Source organism: Staphylococcus sp. TCBT05, assembly GCF_055179755.1.
Genome location: NZ_JBUQDQ010000005.1, coordinates 664,443 through 682,825, shown reverse-complemented (window position 1 = coordinate 682,825; position 18,383 = coordinate 664,443). Strand labels below are relative to the sequence as shown.

The following is an 18,383-nucleotide window of genomic DNA, read 5'->3' as shown; positions in this document are numbered from 1 at the left end:
AATTTAAAATATAGTTGGTATTGTGTAAAGTACCAGTTTTTTATAAAATAATGGAACCAGTTTAACCGAGCAATACTTTTTTAAGACAACGAACCGCGTCATCAAGCTGTTCAATCTTTATTTTTGAAAACCCTATAATCAACGTTTTAACACCATTATTTTCTTTAAGCGCTTTCACAATGAAACGATTAATCGTATATAATTCTAACTTGGCCTCTTTAGCACGTTGCTCTATTTCCTCATATGTAAATGGTGATTTCACATCAATCATAAAATGCAATCCCGCTTCGGTATCTTTAATATTCACCTTATCTTGAAATGCTTGTTGTAACGCTACTATTAATTGCTCTCTTTTTCTGCCATAGTGCTGGTGCATCTTTTTCACGTACTTTTCATAATATCCTTCTTTAATCATAAGATTAAGTGTCAGTGCATTTAACATAGAAAAATCAGGTATCATATCGAAGTTATGCGTTTCAAATTTTTGCACAAGTGCAGGTGGTAGAATCATATAACTCAGTCTTAATCCTGGCATCAATGTTTTTGAAAATGTCCCCAAATATATCACACTTTCATTTTTATCAAAGCTATATAATGACGGAATATTATCTGTCTGATATTTGAACTCACTATCATAATCATCTTCTATAATATAACTATTGGTTGTACTCGCCCAATTCAATAAATCAATTCTTCTCGAGACAGGCATGATAATACCAGTCGGAAATTGGTGTGATGGTGTCACAATAACTGCATCTGGTTGTGTTGCATTAATTTGATTAATGGATATACCTTTTCCATCCAATTCAAGTGGAATTGTTGTTGTTCCTCCTTCATTTAACAAATTACGGAATCTAGAATATCCTGGATTTTCGACGCCAATTTTCACCTCAGTAGGTAACAGTTGCATTAAGCGTTTCAACAAAGTGTTTGTGCCAGATCCTATAATAATTTGTTCTGGATGACACTGGATACCTCGTTGATAAGAAACGAGTTTAGCAATTGATTGACGTAATTCAATCGGCCCCTTAATATTTGGAATTGCTGATAAGTAATATTCATAATTATCAAATACACGTTTCAGTAACTTAGTCCAAACATCTACCGGAAATTCAGACATATCCGTGCTCATATGAGAAAAGGAATATTCATATAATTGTGGCTTGCCTTCTTTATACTGCCCTAATGTCTTTTGTGCATCTGGGTCAACAATAAGTTGATCTAGCGGTTCGATAAAATAACCCTTACGTTCTTTGGCATATATATAACCTTCTGCTAATAACTGTTCATATGCTGATTTCACACTGTTAACACTTACATTTAAAGTTTCTGCCATTCCCCTTTTAGATGGCAACTTTTCGTGACTTTCATATTTAAAGGATAAAATATCTTCCTTTAATCGCGTATAAATTTGCCGATAAATATATTGATTTGTTTCACCTTGCATACAAATCCTCCCCTTGAAATACCTTATAATTAAACAATTATACACATAGTTAGAATACATTGATAAATAAATATAAATGCTTTAACACATTTTGGAAAATTGTTTGAGTAAAAAAGGAATTGAATAAGATAGTGAAAAAGGACAAATGCTCCCGAAATTGGACAGACGTTGCTTTAATTACATTGATTGAATAGTAAAAAGTAACTTACTTCGTTATTGTTGTCACTTTCAACAGCTAAGTATTGTGTGAGACTGTTGAGCTATAAGGATGCATGTCGAGGTCAAGGGAATGACCCAATGCCTTAGGTCAATGAAGGTTAACAATACTCAGTTTTATTATAACGACAACCACCCCGAAAGATTCTATCTTTCGGGGTGGTTGTTTCTCCATCATTTATATCTCAAATTATTTCATTATCGAAGTTTTTCACAATAACAATGCATGCTTTCAAACAAATATTTCATCTTCCATCTCAAAGCATAGCTAAGAAGATGAATACTTTTTAGCGCATATGAACTAAATCAAATCTGTTGCAGCAATCCTATACACTATGTACAGCTTAAAGAATTGGTGATGCTAATTTAGCAATGGATTGTTTGAATTTAATCCAATTTGAACGTTGTTCATATCTTTCAATTGTTAAAGCTTTAGATACCTTTAAATCTTCAAAAAATGCTTCCTTCAATTGTTTAGCAACATTTTCATCATACATAAAGGCATTAATTTCAAAGTTTAATTCAAAACTGCGTATATCCATATTTGAAGAACCCACACTTGATACTTCGTCGTCAATAATCATCATCTTAGAATGAATAAAGCCATTTTCATAGGTATAAACCTTAACACCATCTCTAATCAATTGTGCGACACTCGTAATGGTTGCCCAATATACAAACATGTGATCAGGCTTATTAGGAATAATTAATTGTACATCGACACCCGACTTGGCGGCGATTCGTAGTGCATTAATATAACCTTTGTCCGGAATAAAGTACGGGCTATGCATGTAAATTGATTTCTTCGCATTCATAATCATCTTCATATAGCCAAATTCAATTTGATGCCAATTATCACTCGGTGCACTCACTGCCATTTGCATCGATACGTCGCCACCTTGATTAGCATTATCTGGGAAATATTTGTCATTATACTCTAATTGTTCACGTTTAGCTTGTGAATTCCAATCATGTATAAAGCTCAATTGCAATGCATCGACACCATCGCCTCTAACTTTTAAGTGAGTGTCTCTCCAATAACCAAATTTATCATTCAAACCAAGATATTCGTCACCAATATTAAATCCACCTACATAACCCATTTGACCGTCAATAACTACAATCTTACGATGGTTACGGTTATTTACTCTAAAGTTTATGAATGGAATTTTAGCTTGGAAAAATGCTTCAACCTGCCCACCAAGCTGTTGAAACTTCTTGAAATTAGATTTATGAACTGTCTTAGAACCGACTGCATCATATAATAATTTAACTTCTAGACCCTGTTCTAATTTTTCTTCAAGTATATCGATAATTTCCGTGCCGAGCCCATCAAGTTCTAAAACATAGTATTCCATATGAATATATGTTTGTGCATTGCGCAAGTCCTCTTTCATTTGTCGATATAATTCATGACCATCCGTAAAAATTTCAACTTTATTATTGTTACTTAAAAACGAAGGTTCTTTAGTCATGAGTGTTTGTGCAATATCCGCATGCTTTCTGACAATCGGATTATCTGAATTTTCGATATGGTTCGTTGAATCGTCTAATTGTTTCTTAACTCGTTCTAAAGCATCATCTATTTGATTATGTTGGAAGCCTTTTTCCCTTTTTTTCCTAACAGCACGTCCAAAGAATATATATGCTATAAATCCTAAGATAGGCATTACAAATAATAAGAATAACCATGCCCATGTTGCTGTCGCATCTCTACGGTCTCTATCTAAAAATACGATAATAAGTGCAAGCACTATATTCATCACAAAGAAAAATGCGAGCACACCGCGATAAATCGGACTAACACTAGCATCAAATATTAACTGCATAATTTCACCCCGTGGTCTAAGTCTTTAATAAAATATTGATTAACTTTCCCCATTACTTTAAATCATAAACCATGCTATTTTCAATATTAGTTACTAATAATAAGCAAGAAATTGCTATATCTGTATATAGGAGCAAGATTAATCATCCAAGCTATTTTTTTAGTGACTGTTCAATCGTACGGTTTCGCCCTGCTTGAGAACCAAATAACGTTAAGCCAATAGCTGTAATTAATAGAATAGCTAATGAGGCATACCATTCTCCTGTCATATCATGTAGGATACCAAATAACAATGGACCTAGTGCTGCAAATAGATAACCAATAGATTGCGCCATACCTGACAATTTCGCTGCAGTTTGTCCTTCTTCTGTTCTCAAACTAAAGAACGTATTAACTAATCCAAAAGCAAGGCCACCAGCTACACCTATGAGTATAGTAGAAACAATTGCATACTTAGGTATAAACAACATAATTGCTACACCAATCACAAATAATATACCTGTAAAGCATGTTAGGCCAAACTGTGACTTCATTTTTGTAGCAAATATTGGTGTTATAAAGGTAAATGGTATGATAGCAATCTGCATTACAGATAAATACAGTCCTGCCTCATGTACGGATAAACCACTTTGCGATAGATATACCGGCATCCAATTTATTAATGAATAGAAGATGAGTGATTGTCCGCCCATCAATATAGTTATTTGCCATGATAATGGTGATTTCCATACATTAATATTACTTTCATTATATGTCTTAGTTAATTGTTCCTTCCCCTTTAATTGTACTGACCAAATCACTATTGTTATCAGGGTTACAATTCCTATGAGACCTAAAGCAATATTATAATTAAACGTCTTTACGAGTGGTGCAGTTGTATACGAAGACAGTCCACCAAATACATTCATTACAACGGTATAATAACCAGTCATAATACCAATACGTAGCGGAAACTTGGTCTTTATAACTGCTGGTGCGAGTACATTACCGAAACCTACACCAATACCGATGAGTATAGTCCCTATGTACAGCCAAGATACACCTGTGATCGAACGTACTACCACGCCTATAAAGATAAGACACAATGCTCCAAATATGGTCTGTTCCAAACCGAATCGATAGCTTGTTTTAGCAGCAACTAACGAAATAACTGCAAATGATAATAACGGTACTACAGTGATTACACTTACTGCACTATTTGATAACATCAAATCTTCTTTTATATTGGGTAATGCTACACCTACTGAGGTGATTGGCGCCCTCAGATTAGCGCCCACTAGTAATACACTTATAAATAACAACCAATTAAACGGTTGTAATGAACGACTCTTATCCATTTAAACCACCTTTAGTAGAGATATTTTTTAAAAACAACACACTATATGGTACAATACGTACGTAATATTGTAAATAGGAGCGATTGAAGTGTATAATATTCAAAATATAGTGGCACAAAACATTGCCAATTACCGCAAACGCCACCAACTTAGTTTAGAGAAGCTATCTACGCTAACTGGTGTTAGTAAAAACATGCTAAGTCAAATTGAAAAAGGTGTTTCTAATCCGACCATCACTACTTTATGGAAAATTGCTAACGGCCTACATTTGTCTTTATCTCAGCTCACTGCCGAAAGTGAGAATGATATCGACTTTATCGATGAAACAGATATTATCCCAATCAAAGATGATAAAGTAACAATTTATCCATATTTTCCTTATGATGAGCATAAAAAATTTGAAATGTTCAAAATGGAAATACAAGGTAACGGCAAAATGACTTCTGCAGCACACCATCAACATTCAGAAGAATACATTATCGTTAATACTGGTGTACTAGAAATCGAAGTAAATAACCAAATATATTCAATTAACCATAATCAAGCCTTACGATTCAAAAGTGATGTACCACACACATACAGAAACCCACAAGACACACCTGTGAATTTCACTGCTACAATTTATTATCAATAAACCCGCTTCGACTTAGTTCTTTAAAACAAAAATAAACATACAATAAGACTTTCACTAATTACTTGAAATGTCTTATTGTATGTTTAATTAATCATGTAGTAACTCAGTTACTGTTGCTCGCCAACGTAATACAGTGTCTTTAGGATTACGCAATTGAATGGATATACCTGAAGTTATATCCGCATACTTTGCACTATCTATCTTTATATTGCGAATTTCACCTTCAAATTTTAGCCTATCATCATTCCCCTCATATTGTGATTGATATTCTCGAACACTTAGTTCAATATAATAAACTTGTTGATCATAAACAAATACAATGTTCGCTTTACCATTTAAGCGTAATCCTTGTACTGTTGTAGTATTTGGCCACAATGCAAAGCGCAAATGTTCCATATCAATTGCAACAATTTCTCCTACACTTAGCATTGCCGTATGTGGGTATCCGTCAATGGTTACAGTCTGAAAGATGAACACTATATCTTGTTTTTCCTCTAAATGACTTCCATTAAATAATTTATAGACTATTTTGGGCATAACCATATACTCTATTACCTCCTATTACTTACCTTTCAAATTTGGGATAGGCGGTATTTGATCTAGCTGCGTAAATGTCTCTGGTCTTAATTTAAAATCGGGATTATATTTTTCTGGATTAGTGATGTGTTCACTTTCTGTATTACGCCATGAGAATGTACAAGTATCACAAATATAAACTTCCCATGCATCATCTTTAGGCGCCTTAGTTAATAAATTCACACTTTTCGATTCACATCTTGGACAAATCATATTAATCTTCCTTCCTATTCACCATATTATCTAAAATTTCTCTCCATTTATCAGTATCTTCTGGTGTACCTAGCAATTCAGTATCGCGTGCCTTATCAGCCCCTACAGGTGTTGTAGCATCAATTACTAACTTTGTATGCATACCAGCCGGTTCTGAAGATGGATCTAAAGGCATGCCCGGAGCATGTGGTACTTTAAATACGTCTTTATCGGGTCTCACTCTGGTTGTTAATGCCCACATTACTTGCTCTAAATTAAATGGATCAACAAACTCATCTACAATAATGGCAATTTTTGTGTAAGGCATGCCATGTGGTGTTGATAGCAAACGCATTGCTACAGCTTTCCCATAGCCACCAAGTCTTGATTTTGTTGAAACTATTGCGCCGATACCATGTGTATACATTGCGTTAACTGCTTCTACCTCTGGAAAATCCCTTTTAAGTTGTTTATATAATGGTAAGCTCGTATTCAAAGCAATTAGATAATCAATTTCAGTCCATGGCATACCAAGATATAAATTTTCAAAAATAGGATTATCTCTATGAGTGATTTTTGTAATTTTAACTACTGGTTGTTGTCTTGATCCAGAATAACTACCTGGAAACTCACCAAATGGTCCTTCAATCTCACGTTTTCGTGGTTCAATATAACCTTCCAAAACAATTTCACTTCTCGCAGGTATGTCTAAATGACCGTCTTCCGTTTTTGTTAATTCAATAGGTTCACCTTTAAGTGCCCCAGCAAAATCATATTCGGATTGTACGTATTCAATTGGAGTACTAGCCATAAAACTAAGTACAGGATCATTACCTAAACAAATAGCAATCGGTAATGGTTCATCACGTTCTTCAGCATGTTGTAAATGCACTGCAATGTCATGAAATGGTAAAGGTTGTATACCTACCTTATCCTTTCCTTTAACTTGAACACGATAAGTTCCTGCGTTTTGTTCTTCATAATTATCTGGTTTATCTGGATCTTTACTCACAATCAAGGCTTTTGATAAATAATAACCTGCATCATATTCATTGATTCTGAATAAAGGTAATACATCAAATAAGTTAATTCCGTCTTCCTCTGAAATTATGTTCTCTTTAACTGGGGATTGCTCTCGTTCAATCCATTTTGGCTTAATTGGATATTTTTCCCATTTTTCTTTTAAAGCAAAAAACTGATCCTTAATGGAAGTATTTTTAGGTAAATTCAACATCAATGCATGATTTTGCCAACTTCCATGTACATTTAATACTACTGGCGTATGATAACCTCTAACATTCTCTACTAGTACAGCTGGCGCACTATCTAAATCCGGTGCATTACGCCCTATAGCACTTAAATCCGGTTCAGGCATAACTTCATCAGTTATTTTAACTAACTGCTGTTCTTTTTCTAATACTTTTAAAAATCCTCTTAAATCTTGATATGCCATTATTAACTTCCTTTCTTTATGTTATAGCTCTTTTTAAATTTCTCTTTTTAAAACCTGTCCATATTTTATCTTCAGGCAATTGATGAATGTTAAATTGAGATAATAATCGAAATACAATATGATCTATCATTTCATTTAAATCTAAAGGATGATTGTAAAATGCGGGCATTGGAGGAAAAATAGATACACCCATTTGCGATAGTTTTAGCATATGTTCTAGATGAATAGCATTAAGTGGTGTTTCCCTAGTCATCAATAATAATTGTTTACGCTCTTTCAATATGACATCTGCCGCACGAGTAATAAGATTATCGGCAAGACCTAAACTTATTGAAGCTAAAGATTTCATACTACATGGAGCAACAATCATGCCATCAATATTAAAAGATCCACTAGAAATTGCAGCGCCTAAATCACTTGGGGAATAAGAATAATCAGCTATTGATTTCACTTCATCAACGCTATACTCTGTTTCCTCAACAATAGTAGTAACAGCCCACTTAGACAATACTAAATGCGTTTCAACATCTTCTACCTGATTTAATACTTCTAATAAACGAATGCCAAATATTGCACCCGTAGCTCCGGAAATACCTATTATCAATTTCATGTAAAAGACTCCTTTCATTCATTAGTATAAACCGACATATTATAATACAATAAATATATATTAAATATATATTAGATACTTTTTGAGTATTAAAAGGAGTGGCAAAATGGAATTAAGACATTTACGTTATTTTTTAGCAATTGCCAAAGCAGGGAGTATCTCAAGTGCAGCAGAGATATTACACATCGCTCAACCGCCTTTAAGTAGACAATTAAAAGATTTGGAAAGAGAATTAGGATTTGAATTATTTGAAAGAAATAAGAAAAGAAAGGTACAACTCACTGATCAAGGGCGATTTTTTGTTAATAAAGCACAACTCATCTTGAATACAATAGATGATTCAGTAATGGAGACCCAAGAATTCCATGAGCAGGTAGAGCAATCATTAGCTATCGGTACTACAATATATAGTTCAAATAAAATGTTTGAACAGATTGAACAGTTCAAACAACTATATACAGATGTTCGTTTTAACATTTGGGAATCTGATAGCATTAATATTATTAAACTTTTAAATGAACGAAAATTAGATATCGCTTATATCAACGAAACCATACAAAACAATACTATACACAGCAAACATATTCACACCGACCAGTGTGTATGTATTATCCCTCAAAACATAGCACAACATATAACAGAAGAGATAATTTCATTAGAAGTATTAGCTCAGTTACCACTAGTTTTATTAATCTCTGATACAGAGTCAGGACTCCACAAACAGATACTCAATACTTTTCATGCTCATCAACTTTCAGCAAATATATTGTGCGAATGCCATGATTCATCAATATTAATGCAAATATTATCAAAAGGATTTGGTGTGACCATCTTACCTTATAATTCAATTACGCCTGATATTTTAGATCATTATGTAGTAAAGGAAATTGAAGGTCATCCATGGACCACAACAACTAATTTAATTTGGCGTAAAAATAGTTATCTCCCTAAAATGGTACAAGCTTTTCTACATCAACATGATGATTAAAATTACGGTCAATCATGCTATTACCACAAAAATGACGGAAATCAAAAACATGATTTCCGTCAACTTAGTTATCTCATTATTTTATTGTTCATTTTGTGGATATGTGTAATTTAAATCCCAACCAATATTGTATTTATCAACTAGTTTGGCATATTTTGCACCCCAAAACATATCTGCAAGTTCAATATAAACTTGGGCGTCTTCCTTTAACTGCTCATAGGCCGTTGTTACAGCTTCTTCACTATCAAATTCTAATACAATATAAACATTTCTATCCTTTATAGCCGCTTGGTCATTTTTCGGAATATCAGATAACATAAATGTTTGACCATCAATATCTAATTGCGAATGTATAATACGGTCTGGATCGTCTGCTGACGTTTCATTAGCTTCGCCATAGGTCATTATGCCCTTTATATTTCCGTCTAACGCTTTACTATAAAAGTCTAGCGCTTCTTTACAGTTTCCATTAAAAAATAAATATGGTGTGACATTTTGCAACATAAAACCCACTCCTTTGTGATAATTTATTTTAAATGTTGCATTATATCCTTACCCATTTAACATTAATAATCACCTAATATTTCCAATATTTATCCAACAAACTATTATTTTATAAAAATTGTTCAATATAAAATGCTGATTCTTCAATAGATTTATATTCTGTATTGATTACCCGAGCATTTAATTTAGCAAAAATTTCTTCTGCATAGAGCAATTCTTCTCTAATTCGCTCGACACTATTATAATTCGTCGGTCCATGTAAACCTAAAACCTTAACACGTTCATTTCTAATATTTAAAATATACTCTGGACTTGCAGTGAGTCCAAAAACCTTTAAATTTTTAAAATTAAATACTTCATCTGGAATCTCTGCCTCTGGAACTAACGGAATATTCGCTACTTTATAACCTTTATTGGCTAGATACATACTGAGCGGTGTCTTCGATGTTCTAGACACTCCGACAATCAATGCATCCGCTTCGCCAATAGCTTCATAGTGTTTACCATCATCATATTTCACTGAATATTCGATCGCTGCTATACGTTTAAAATATTGCTCATCTAACTTTCGTAATGCACCACTTTCCAATATTGGATTTGAGTGTGTACGATTTTGAATAATATGAATTAAGTCAGACATATAATCCACATAAGGAATGTGATGTTCTACTGCATAGGATTGGCCTATACGATTAAATTCTGGGTTTACTAAGGTAGTTACAACAATGGCTGCATGTGTGTTTGCCCTTTCTAATATTTGAAGTAATTCCTCTTCACCTTTAATATAAGGGAATTTCTTAATTTCAACTTCTGCAATATCTGGGAATTGTGACAGTGTTGCATGGATCATACGCTGCGCTGTTTCCCCAATTGAATCTGAAATCACAAATATAATGAGCTTATCGTTATTTTGTACGTTAGACATTGATTCTACCGCCTTTAACTTCACTTTGTGCTGTTGATAATAAGGCTCCTGGCACTCTAAAAGGAGAACAAGATACATAATCAATAGACAGCTGATTGAAGTATGCTATTGATTTACTATCTCCACCTAATTCACCACAAACGCCAATTTTAAGCTGTGGATTTACTTCCTTTGCCTGTTGTACAGCTAATTTAATTAATGCCCCAACCCCGTCAATATCTATCGTTTGGAATGGGTCAATCTCTAAGATACCTTGTTCAGTGTATTGGTTGATAAACTTACCTGCATCATCTCTTGAAAAGCCATACGTTAACTGTGTTAAATCATTGGTACCAAAACTGAAAAAGTCACATGTTTTCGCCAATTGATCAGCAATGAGACACGCTCTAGGCGTTTCAATCATTGTTCCAATTAAATACGGTATGGAAACATCAGCCTCATTCTGTAACCGATCGATACACTCAATAATTTGTTGTTTCAATATTTCAAACTCAGCCACTGTGGATACGAGTGGTATCATAATTTCAGGTTTAGTATCTACACCTTGCTGTTTTAACTTTATCGCACTCCCTATAATAGCTTCTACTTGCATAACATATAACTCAGGATACGTTATAGCCAAGCGACATCCTCTATGACCGAGCATCGGGTTGACTTCTTCTAATTGACCGATATATTGTTCAAGTACTGGCACAGTAACGTCAAGTTGATTTGCTACATTCACCTTTTCTTCTTGAGAATGAGGTAAAAATTCATGCAATGGAGGATCTAATAATCTAATAATCGTAGGTCTATCGCCAGATAATTTCAAAATATGCTCAAAGTCTTCACATTGGTAATCACGTATTTTATTGAGTGCTGAAATGCGAGATACCTGACTATCTGCTAAAATAAAACGTCTCATTTCTACTAAACGTTCAGGACCAAAGAACATATGCTCAGTTCTTACCAATCCTATACCTGTGGCACCAAATTGATAACCGACTTCGATATCTTGTGGCGTTTCAGCGTTCATGCGTACATTTAATCTAGCCACCTCTTCTGACCATTGCATAAACTGATTAAATGCTTCGCTACGTTCTGCTTTCATGGTAGCGACATTTCCTAAATATAAATCACCTTTTGCACCATCCACTGATACAACGTCGCCTTCAAACAATTTACCTCCAGGATAAGAAACCACCTTGTCTTTAATGTTAATTTCTAATTCTGCACAACCAGTGACGCAACATTTTCCCATACCCCGAGCAACAACTGCTGCATGAGATGTCATACCACCATGTGTCGTTACAATTGCTTCACTTGCCACCATACCTTCAATATCTTCCGGTGATGTTTCAGGTCGCATGAGGATTACCTTCTCACCTATTTCAGCTTGGATTTTAGCTTCTTCTGCAGAAAATACAATCTTCCCGCTACTAGCACCTGGACTTGCTGGCAACCCTGACTTTGAAATGACCGTAGCTTCAGCAAGTGCAACTTCATCAAAGTTAGGATGTAACAATTGATCTATTGACTTAACATCGACATTTTGCACAGCAGTTTCTTTAGAAATCACACCTTCATTGACTAAATCAACTGCTATATGAATGGCTGCATTTGCCGTACGTTTACCATTACGTGTTTGCAAAATATATAATTGTTCATTTTCAATTGTAAATTCAATATCTTGCATATCTTTGTAATGCGTTTCTAATTTTTGTGATACCTCTACAAATTGTTGATGAACTTCTGGCATCTGCTCCTTTAATACATTGATATCTAATGGTGTTCTAATACCTGCAACTACATCTTCACCTTGTGCATTCAGTAAATACTCACCAAACAATTTTGCTTCGCCTGTCACAGGATTACGTGTAAAGGCAACACCTGTTCCACTACGCGCACCACTATTACCAAACACCATTTCTTGTATGTTCACTGCTGTACCAATATCATGTGGTATATCATTTAGATTTCTATAGACTCTCGCGCGATGATTGTCCCAAGATTTGAATACTGCCTCAATCGCTTCAGTAAGTTGTTGAGTTGGTTCTTGTGGAAATGGTTTATTTGCCTCATCTAAATAAACATCCTTGTAGTAATCACATATTTCTTGTAAACCTTCGGCAGGGATGTCTGCATCATTTTGATAACCATGTTGAGCTTTATATTGCTCAAAATATGTATCAAATGACGCCATTGGAATATCATAAACAACTTCACCAAACATCTGTAGCAATCTTCTATAACAATCATATGCAAAACGTGCATCATCGGTCTTACGTGCCAACGTCAAAACATTTTCATCATTTAACCCTAAGTTTAAAATTGTATCCATCATACCAGGCATAGAAATTTTTGCGCCACTTCGTACAGAGACTAATAGTAAATCCGAATCTGCAGAAAATGATTTATGAGTTCGCTTTGAGAATGCTGATAATTGGTTATCTAACTCTGATAATAACTCAGCAGATAATTTCGACCCATGTTGTAAATATTCAATACATGCTTCTGTAGTAATCGTAAAACCATCTGGTACAGGTAAACCTATACGTTTCATCTCTGCTAAGTTGGCACCTTTACCTCCAAGTAAATCTTTCATTGATTTTTGACCTTCATCAAATGCATAAATATATTGTGTCATACTAAATCACCTCTAATAGTCAATATGTTATACTAATTTATATAGAGTATGTCACATTATTAGATGAATAACAACTAAAAAGATGAATTTTCACACAATAGATTTATTTTTACCGTGACATTTAATTACATAAAAAAACCCAAGTAGTAAGTTACATACTACTTGGGTCGCTTCTATCAGTTCTTCGTCACTTCCTGAATGATCTCAATCATGTATCGTTTCTCAGTTTGAAAATCACCTTATTAAATTAACTTAATTATCGTTTATTTAATTCACTGTAAGCAAGGCTACGCTTAAGTGTTCAATCTATAAAAATGAAATCTTATGTTAAAAACTGATAGTTAAATTAAATGGAAAATAGAGTGAGTTAAATAGATAGAATTCATTTGTGGTCTAAAAATTTTCAGTGTATTGTCATTCGGAAATGACCAGCTAGAGTTAAAAATAACAAATGATAAATCATATATAATCATTAGAATTGGGAAGAAGTGGCAGGTTTGTTATCTTTACAACTCATAACGTTTGAGGAATAAATATTCAGTTCGTACAAAATATCTATTATCGAAATACTAATTTAATTAAATAACTACAATTATAGGAATCATATGCTTACATACTGCATACCTCCTCATAAATCTATAAAATTCAGGAATAAATGCATCTACCCTTGATTGTCATTACTCAACAATTCAATACCGGTATATTATTTGTGCTGATATATGCTATAGAAACGTTTCGTCTTAAAAATATTTATAATTAAATTATAGAATTATTAAGCAATAACTTAATTTAATTATATTTATTGCTAGTAATTTTGTAAAGTGATTTTAGCTTTTATTCTAAATAATCTTTCTATAGTCTAATACGGATATCGAATTATATTTATTTACTGTTTTACAGAATATAAACTGTTAGATTCTCAAAATTCACTATAATACACGTACATTAGTCCCTTATATAATCAAAATTTTCAGTAATTTTTTCATATTATTACATATCAATATTAGATTAATATCTTTAACAAATGATATAATAATTACATTAACTTTCCAAAGGGGTTTATTAAGTTAATAATTATATAAATAAATTAAACAGGAGAATTCTTATGAAAACTGAATTAAAAAGAGATTTATCATCTAGACAGATACAGATGATAGCCTTAGGGGGAACCATAGGGGTTGCATTATTTATGGGAGCTTCAAGTACCATAAAGTGGACTGGTCCATCGGTATTAATTTCATATATGATAGCAGGAATATTTGTATTTTTAATTATGAGAGCGCTTGGAGAAATGGTATATACATATCCGGAGACTGGCTCTTTTGCTAAGTTTGCGACTGAATACATTCACCCTTCGTTTGGATACATAACAGCAAGTAGTAGTATTTTTAACTGGATAGTCGTCGGGATGAGTGAAGTCATTGCAGTCGGCACCTATATGAAATTCTGGTGGCCAGATTTACCAATTTGGATACCAGGGTTAATTGCGGTTATTATATTATTATCGGCCAATTTAATTTCTGTAAAATGGTTTGGTGAATTTGAATTTTGGTTTGCTTTAATCAAAGTAATCACTATCATCTTAATGATTGTAGCTGGTTTAGGTATTATCATTTTTGGTTTTGGAAATGGCTTTAATCCAGTTGGCATCACCAACCTTTGGTCTAATGGCGGTTTCTTCACCAATGGTTTCAGTGGATTCTTCTTCTCACTTTCAATTGTATTTGGTTCTTATGTTGGAATTGAATTAATTGGTACTACAGCTGGAGAAGCCAAAGATCCACAAACAACGATTAAAAAATCAGTCAATAGTGTAGTTTACCGAATACTAATATTTTATATCGGTTCAATATTTATTATTGTTTCAGTTTATCCATGGGATGAAATAAGTTCTCTTGGTTCACCATTTGTATTAACATTTGCCAAAGTTGGAATTACTGCAGCGGCAGCCATTATAAACTTTGTTGTAATTACAGCTGCAATGTCTGGTTGTAATTCAGGCATCTTTAGTACAAGTCGATTATTGTATACACTAGCTGAACAAGACCAAGCGCCACGTATCTTTAAGAAAGTCAACAAGAATGGCGTCCCCCACTACGCAGTCATTGCTGTATGTAGTGGAATCGTTGGCGGCGTAGTATTAAGTATTGTCTTGCCATTAATCTTAGGTAAGGATACGAACCTGTTCGTTTATGTTTACAGTGCAGGTGTAATTCCAGGATTTGTACCATGGTTTGCAATCTTGCTAAGTCATATTGGCTTCCGTAAAAAGGAACAAATAAAAGATCACCCATTTAAGATGCCTTTTGCGCCCTATTCAAACATCATTACAGTTATTATGTTATTAGCGGTCGTAATTGGTATGTTATTCAATCCAGATACACGTATATCTGCATTTATTGGATTAGGTTTTGTCATTTTAAATACGAGTTATATATTGATAAAGACCAAACGTGCTCCAGCAAAACAACCGGAAATAGAAACGACATCACAAGATTTTTAAACCATTTATATCATACTTTAACTGCCGACAATGCTTTATACATGTGTCGGCAGTTTTTTATTTAATCATTGGTTATAGCGAACAAATCTATAACAGCTAAGACACTTTTCATGTTCAACTTATATAAGGTTATTGTAGGAATACATCTATCAACTGTTAACCTAAGATTATGTATGTATAGTCGACTTATTAACACCACATCGCAAGTTGTAACTTAACAGCATCATTATATATTCTTGGATTAAGTCCAGTGATTTGCTGACATTTTGCTAAACGATACAACAAAGTATTGCGGTGAATATACAAGGCCTTAGCAGTTTGTGCAATATTCAAATTATGCTCGAAAAACGACTGTAAAGTTTCAATCGTTTGATTATCAATATCGGCTAATATTCTTTTTCTATAACGCATTCTAATTTCCTTATTAATTTGATATAACAATGTTTGTGCTTCAACATCTTCAAATGATACAACTGCTCGCTCATGTTCATTTAACATAAATACTAATTCACATTCTTCATATGCTTTTTTAAAATCATTTAAACTCGTAAATACAAGACTAGATGCCATTTCAATGGTTAAATTCAATTGAGTAAACACTTGATATATTTGGGTTATTTTATCATTTAGCTTCGTCTTATCATCATCAGTAATTAAGATAACAATGCGATTATAATTAGTAAATGCGATTACAAACGATTGTCTATTTATTCTCGTAGAAAGCATACGAACTATACTATTTTTTGAAAATATTTGCTTTTCTATATTAATGATAATACATTTCCGTAATGTTAATAATTCTACATTTAATTGTTGTATTAGGTATCTAATAAACGTCTTCGAAGGTTCGCCCTTTAGTAATTCCTCAATTAGTAACTCTTGACTACGAATATTACCTTCTAATTCATAAGTAAAATAACTTTGTGATAACAATAGCTCTGTAGACATCTTAACTACATCTGCAATTTGTGTTAACTGTGCAGGATTACCTGTTAACCCGATTACGCCCACAATCTCATTTTGAAAAATAATTGGTAAATTGATACCTGGTTGTGTACCTTCTAATTCTTTACACTCTGCCTCAGTTAAAGTAATAGTCTGTTCTAGTTCAATAGCACGTTTCGCTCCATAATGTATCGTCCCTATTCTTTCTTTATTATATGAAGCAAGAATTTCTCCGTTATAGTTCATTATATTAATATTACTGCCTGTGCGATTTACTGTTTCCTCTACAATCAATGCCGCTATTTCCTCAGTTAATATTTCCATGCACTCACAACCTATCATTTATATACAAAATATATGCTTTATATTTGTATATTTTAACTCTATTTTCTGACAATTAAAATCGATACAATAGAATAACAAACAATAGTAAACGTTTTCAAGGAGGGTTTGCATGTGAATATCATACTCGCACCCGATTCATTTAAAGGTAGTATGTCTGCTACCACAGTTACAAAGTTAATGCACAACAGCATCACCTCACTCTATCCTAATGTCACAGTGCAGTCATTACCAATGGGCGACGGTGGTGAAGGAACTATGGAAGCACTTATCAATGCTACCAATGGTCAACTATTTACGGAATCTGTTACTGGACCTATAGGTGAACAGGTACAGGCTACTTATGGTGTATTAGGTGATGGTGAAACTTGTATAGTGGAAATGGCTGAAGCATCTGGACTCAGACACCTCAATGAATCGCAACTCAATGCTTTAGAAACAACAACATATGGTACAGGGGAATTGATATTATCAGCATTAAATAAAGGATACCAACAATTTATATTAGCAATTGGAGGCTCAGCTACAAATGATGCAGGTGCAGGCATGTTACAGGCATTAGGGGCTCAACTCTTAGATGCACAAGGTAATGCAATCTCATTTGGAGGTGGGTCGCTAGCAGATTTAGATTCTATTAATTTATCTACATTCGATAATCGAATTGCTAAAGCATCCTTTATTATCGCTAGTGATGTTAACAATCCATTGGTTGGACCTGAAGGGGCTTCGTTCGTCTTTGGTAAACAAAAAGGGGCTTCGGATACAGAATTACAACTTCTCGATAATAATTTATTACATTTTGCTAATATCGTTGAATCACAGGTAAATATTCATATCCATGATTTCCCTGGTGCGGGGGCAGCAGGTGGTTTGGGTGGTGCTTTTAAAGCCTTTTTCCCGTGTGAATTTCGTAATGGTATAGACGTTGTAATTGAATACAGTAAATTAACTTCCTATTTAGCTGATGCTGATTTAATACTCTCGGGTGAAGGAAAGATTGACCATCAAAGTTTATATGGCAAGACACCCATAGGGGTTGCACGATGCGCACAACGATTTAATGTCCCAGTCATCTTAATTGGAGGCACCGTAGATATTGCTATAGAAAAGCTTCACGAGCACGGCATTCTAAGCGCATTTAGTTTAGTCAATGGACCAAAATCATTGGCTGATACACTCGCTATTTCGGAACAACTTTTACAAGGAATAACCAAAAATATTGTCTCTACCTTTTTCTATTCCAAAACATAGTGCTAA

The 18,383-nt window shown here is 33.8% G+C and carries 15 protein-coding genes; 4 read left to right on the top strand and 11 right to left on the bottom strand.

Annotation, left to right across the window (positions count from 1 at the left end; translation table 11 throughout):
- Positions 1-61: 61 nt before the first annotated feature.
- The 3 genes from gabR to ACY191_RS03050 form a co-directional block, all read right to left on the bottom strand.
- Positions 62-1,447, bottom strand: a complete 1,386-nt coding sequence (gene gabR, locus ACY191_RS03060) for a MocR-like transcriptional regulator GabR (protein ID WP_229366489.1) — start codon at positions 1,445-1,447, stop codon at positions 62-64.
- Between the two features lie 560 nt (positions 1,448-2,007).
- Positions 2,008-3,492 carry a cardiolipin synthase gene (cls, locus tag ACY191_RS03055; protein WP_107579438.1) on the bottom strand — a complete coding sequence of 495 codons (1,485 nt, stop codon included), beginning with the start codon at positions 3,490-3,492 and terminating at the stop codon, positions 2,008-2,010.
- A gap of 151 nt (positions 3,493-3,643) precedes the next feature.
- Complete coding sequence (locus ACY191_RS03050; protein WP_042740472.1) at positions 3,644-4,828, bottom strand: CynX/NimT family MFS transporter; 1,185 nt, start codon at positions 4,826-4,828, stop codon at positions 3,644-3,646.
- Between the two features lie 88 nt (positions 4,829-4,916).
- Here ACY191_RS03050 and ACY191_RS03045 point away from each other — a divergent pair, with 88 nt between their 5' ends.
- Positions 4,917-5,462: a helix-turn-helix domain-containing protein gene (locus tag ACY191_RS03045; RefSeq protein ID WP_229366488.1), complete on the top strand. Its 546-nt coding sequence runs from the start codon at positions 4,917-4,919 to the stop codon at positions 5,460-5,462.
- 87 nt (positions 5,463-5,549) lie between these two features.
- Here ACY191_RS03045 and ACY191_RS03040 read toward each other — a convergent pair whose 3' ends face one another.
- Genes ACY191_RS03040 through ACY191_RS03025 form a run of 4 tightly spaced genes read right to left on the bottom strand, consistent with a single transcriptional unit; the run spans position 5,550 to position 8,293 of the window.
- Positions 5,550-5,999 (bottom strand): PNPOx family protein, encoded by a 450-nt coding sequence (locus ACY191_RS03040; protein ID WP_133169671.1) that lies wholly within the window; start codon positions 5,997-5,999, stop codon positions 5,550-5,552.
- A 24-nt stretch (positions 6,000-6,023) separates the two neighbouring features.
- Positions 6,024-6,251: a non-oxidative hydroxyarylic acid decarboxylases subunit D gene (locus ACY191_RS03035; RefSeq protein ID WP_042740475.1), complete on the bottom strand. Its 228-nt coding sequence runs from the start codon at positions 6,249-6,251 to the stop codon at positions 6,024-6,026.
- Between the two features lies 1 nt (position 6,252).
- The gene (locus ACY191_RS03030; protein WP_042740476.1) at positions 6,253-7,683 is read right to left on the bottom strand and encodes a non-oxidative hydroxyarylic acid decarboxylases subunit C; all 1,431 of its coding nucleotides are present in this window, start codon (positions 7,681-7,683) and stop codon (positions 6,253-6,255) included.
- A 16-nt stretch (positions 7,684-7,699) separates the two neighbouring features.
- The gene (locus ACY191_RS03025; protein ID WP_042740477.1) at positions 7,700-8,293 is read right to left on the bottom strand and encodes a UbiX family flavin prenyltransferase; all 594 of its coding nucleotides are present in this window, start codon (positions 8,291-8,293) and stop codon (positions 7,700-7,702) included.
- A gap of 106 nt (positions 8,294-8,399) precedes the next feature.
- On the opposite strand from ACY191_RS03025, the gene ACY191_RS03020 reads away from it, so the two are divergent.
- Positions 8,400-9,281 (top strand): LysR family transcriptional regulator, encoded by an 882-nt coding sequence (locus ACY191_RS03020; RefSeq protein WP_042740478.1) that lies wholly within the window; start codon positions 8,400-8,402, stop codon positions 9,279-9,281.
- Between the two features lie 81 nt (positions 9,282-9,362).
- Here ACY191_RS03020 and ACY191_RS03015 read toward each other — a convergent pair whose 3' ends face one another.
- From ACY191_RS03015 to ppdK, 3 genes are all read right to left on the bottom strand, one after another.
- Complete coding sequence (locus tag ACY191_RS03015) at positions 9,363-9,785, bottom strand: VOC family protein (protein ID WP_042740479.1); 423 nt, start codon at positions 9,783-9,785, stop codon at positions 9,363-9,365.
- Between the two features lie 109 nt (positions 9,786-9,894).
- Positions 9,895-10,710, bottom strand: a complete 816-nt coding sequence (locus tag ACY191_RS03010; protein ID WP_229366487.1) for a pyruvate, water dikinase regulatory protein — start codon at positions 10,708-10,710, stop codon at positions 9,895-9,897.
- Positions 10,703-13,336, bottom strand: a complete 2,634-nt coding sequence (gene ppdK, locus ACY191_RS03005) for a pyruvate, phosphate dikinase (protein WP_229366486.1) — start codon at positions 13,334-13,336, stop codon at positions 10,703-10,705. The genes ACY191_RS03010 and ppdK overlap by 8 nt, the downstream gene beginning before the upstream one ends.
- Before the next feature lie 1,105 nt (positions 13,337-14,441).
- On the opposite strand from ppdK, the gene ACY191_RS03000 reads away from it, so the two are divergent.
- Complete coding sequence (locus tag ACY191_RS03000; protein ID WP_042740482.1) at positions 14,442-15,839, top strand: amino acid permease; 1,398 nt, start codon at positions 14,442-14,444, stop codon at positions 15,837-15,839.
- A 189-nt stretch (positions 15,840-16,028) separates the two neighbouring features.
- Here the strand turns inward: ACY191_RS03000 and ACY191_RS02995 are convergent, their stop codons facing one another.
- Positions 16,029-17,108 carry a CdaR family transcriptional regulator gene (locus ACY191_RS02995; RefSeq protein ID WP_229366485.1) on the bottom strand — a complete coding sequence of 360 codons (1,080 nt, stop codon included), beginning with the start codon at positions 17,106-17,108 and terminating at the stop codon, positions 16,029-16,031.
- A gap of 132 nt (positions 17,109-17,240) precedes the next feature.
- Here ACY191_RS02995 and ACY191_RS02990 point away from each other — a divergent pair, with 132 nt between their 5' ends.
- On the top strand, positions 17,241-18,377 hold the full coding sequence (locus ACY191_RS02990; RefSeq protein ID WP_463269900.1) for a glycerate kinase: 1,137 nt from the start codon (positions 17,241-17,243) through the stop codon (positions 18,375-18,377).
- Positions 18,378-18,383: the final 6 nt, after the last annotated feature.

What these genes read in the sequence shown, in the direction of transcription:
- cls (WP_107579438.1), bottom strand. Translation starts at nt 3,492, where the DNA reads ATGCAGTTAATATTTGATGCTAGTGTTAGTCCGATTTATCGCGGTGTG.
- ACY191_RS02995 (WP_229366485.1), bottom strand. Translation starts at nt 17,108, where the DNA reads ATGGAAATATTAACTGAGGAAATAGCGGCATTGATTGTAGAGGAAACA.
- ACY191_RS03030 (WP_042740476.1), bottom strand. Translation starts at nt 7,683, where the DNA reads ATGGCATATCAAGATTTAAGAGGATTTTTAAAAGTATTAGAAAAAGAA.
- ACY191_RS03000 (WP_042740482.1), top strand. Translation starts at nt 14,442, where the DNA reads ATGAAAACTGAATTAAAAAGAGATTTATCATCTAGACAGATACAGATG.
- ACY191_RS03040 (WP_133169671.1), bottom strand. Translation starts at nt 5,999, where the DNA reads ATGCCCAAAATAGTCTATAAATTATTTAATGGAAGTCATTTAGAGGAA.
- ACY191_RS03035 (WP_042740475.1), bottom strand. Translation starts at nt 6,251, where the DNA reads ATGATTTGTCCAAGATGTGAATCGAAAAGTGTGAATTTATTAACTAAG.
- ppdK (WP_229366486.1), bottom strand. Translation starts at nt 13,336, where the DNA reads ATGACACAATATATTTATGCATTTGATGAAGGTCAAAAATCAATGAAA.
- ACY191_RS03025 (WP_042740477.1), bottom strand. Translation starts at nt 8,293, where the DNA reads ATGAAATTGATAATAGGTATTTCCGGAGCTACGGGTGCAATATTTGGC.
- ACY191_RS03015 (WP_042740479.1), bottom strand. Translation starts at nt 9,785, where the DNA reads ATGTTGCAAAATGTCACACCATATTTATTTTTTAATGGAAACTGTAAA.
- ACY191_RS03050 (WP_042740472.1), bottom strand. Translation starts at nt 4,828, where the DNA reads ATGGATAAGAGTCGTTCATTACAACCGTTTAATTGGTTGTTATTTATA.
- ACY191_RS03020 (WP_042740478.1), top strand. Translation starts at nt 8,400, where the DNA reads ATGGAATTAAGACATTTACGTTATTTTTTAGCAATTGCCAAAGCAGGG.
- ACY191_RS03010 (WP_229366487.1), bottom strand. Translation starts at nt 10,710, where the DNA reads ATGTCTAACGTACAAAATAACGATAAGCTCATTATATTTGTGATTTCA.
- gabR (WP_229366489.1), bottom strand. Translation starts at nt 1,447, where the DNA reads ATGCAAGGTGAAACAAATCAATATATTTATCGGCAAATTTATACGCGA.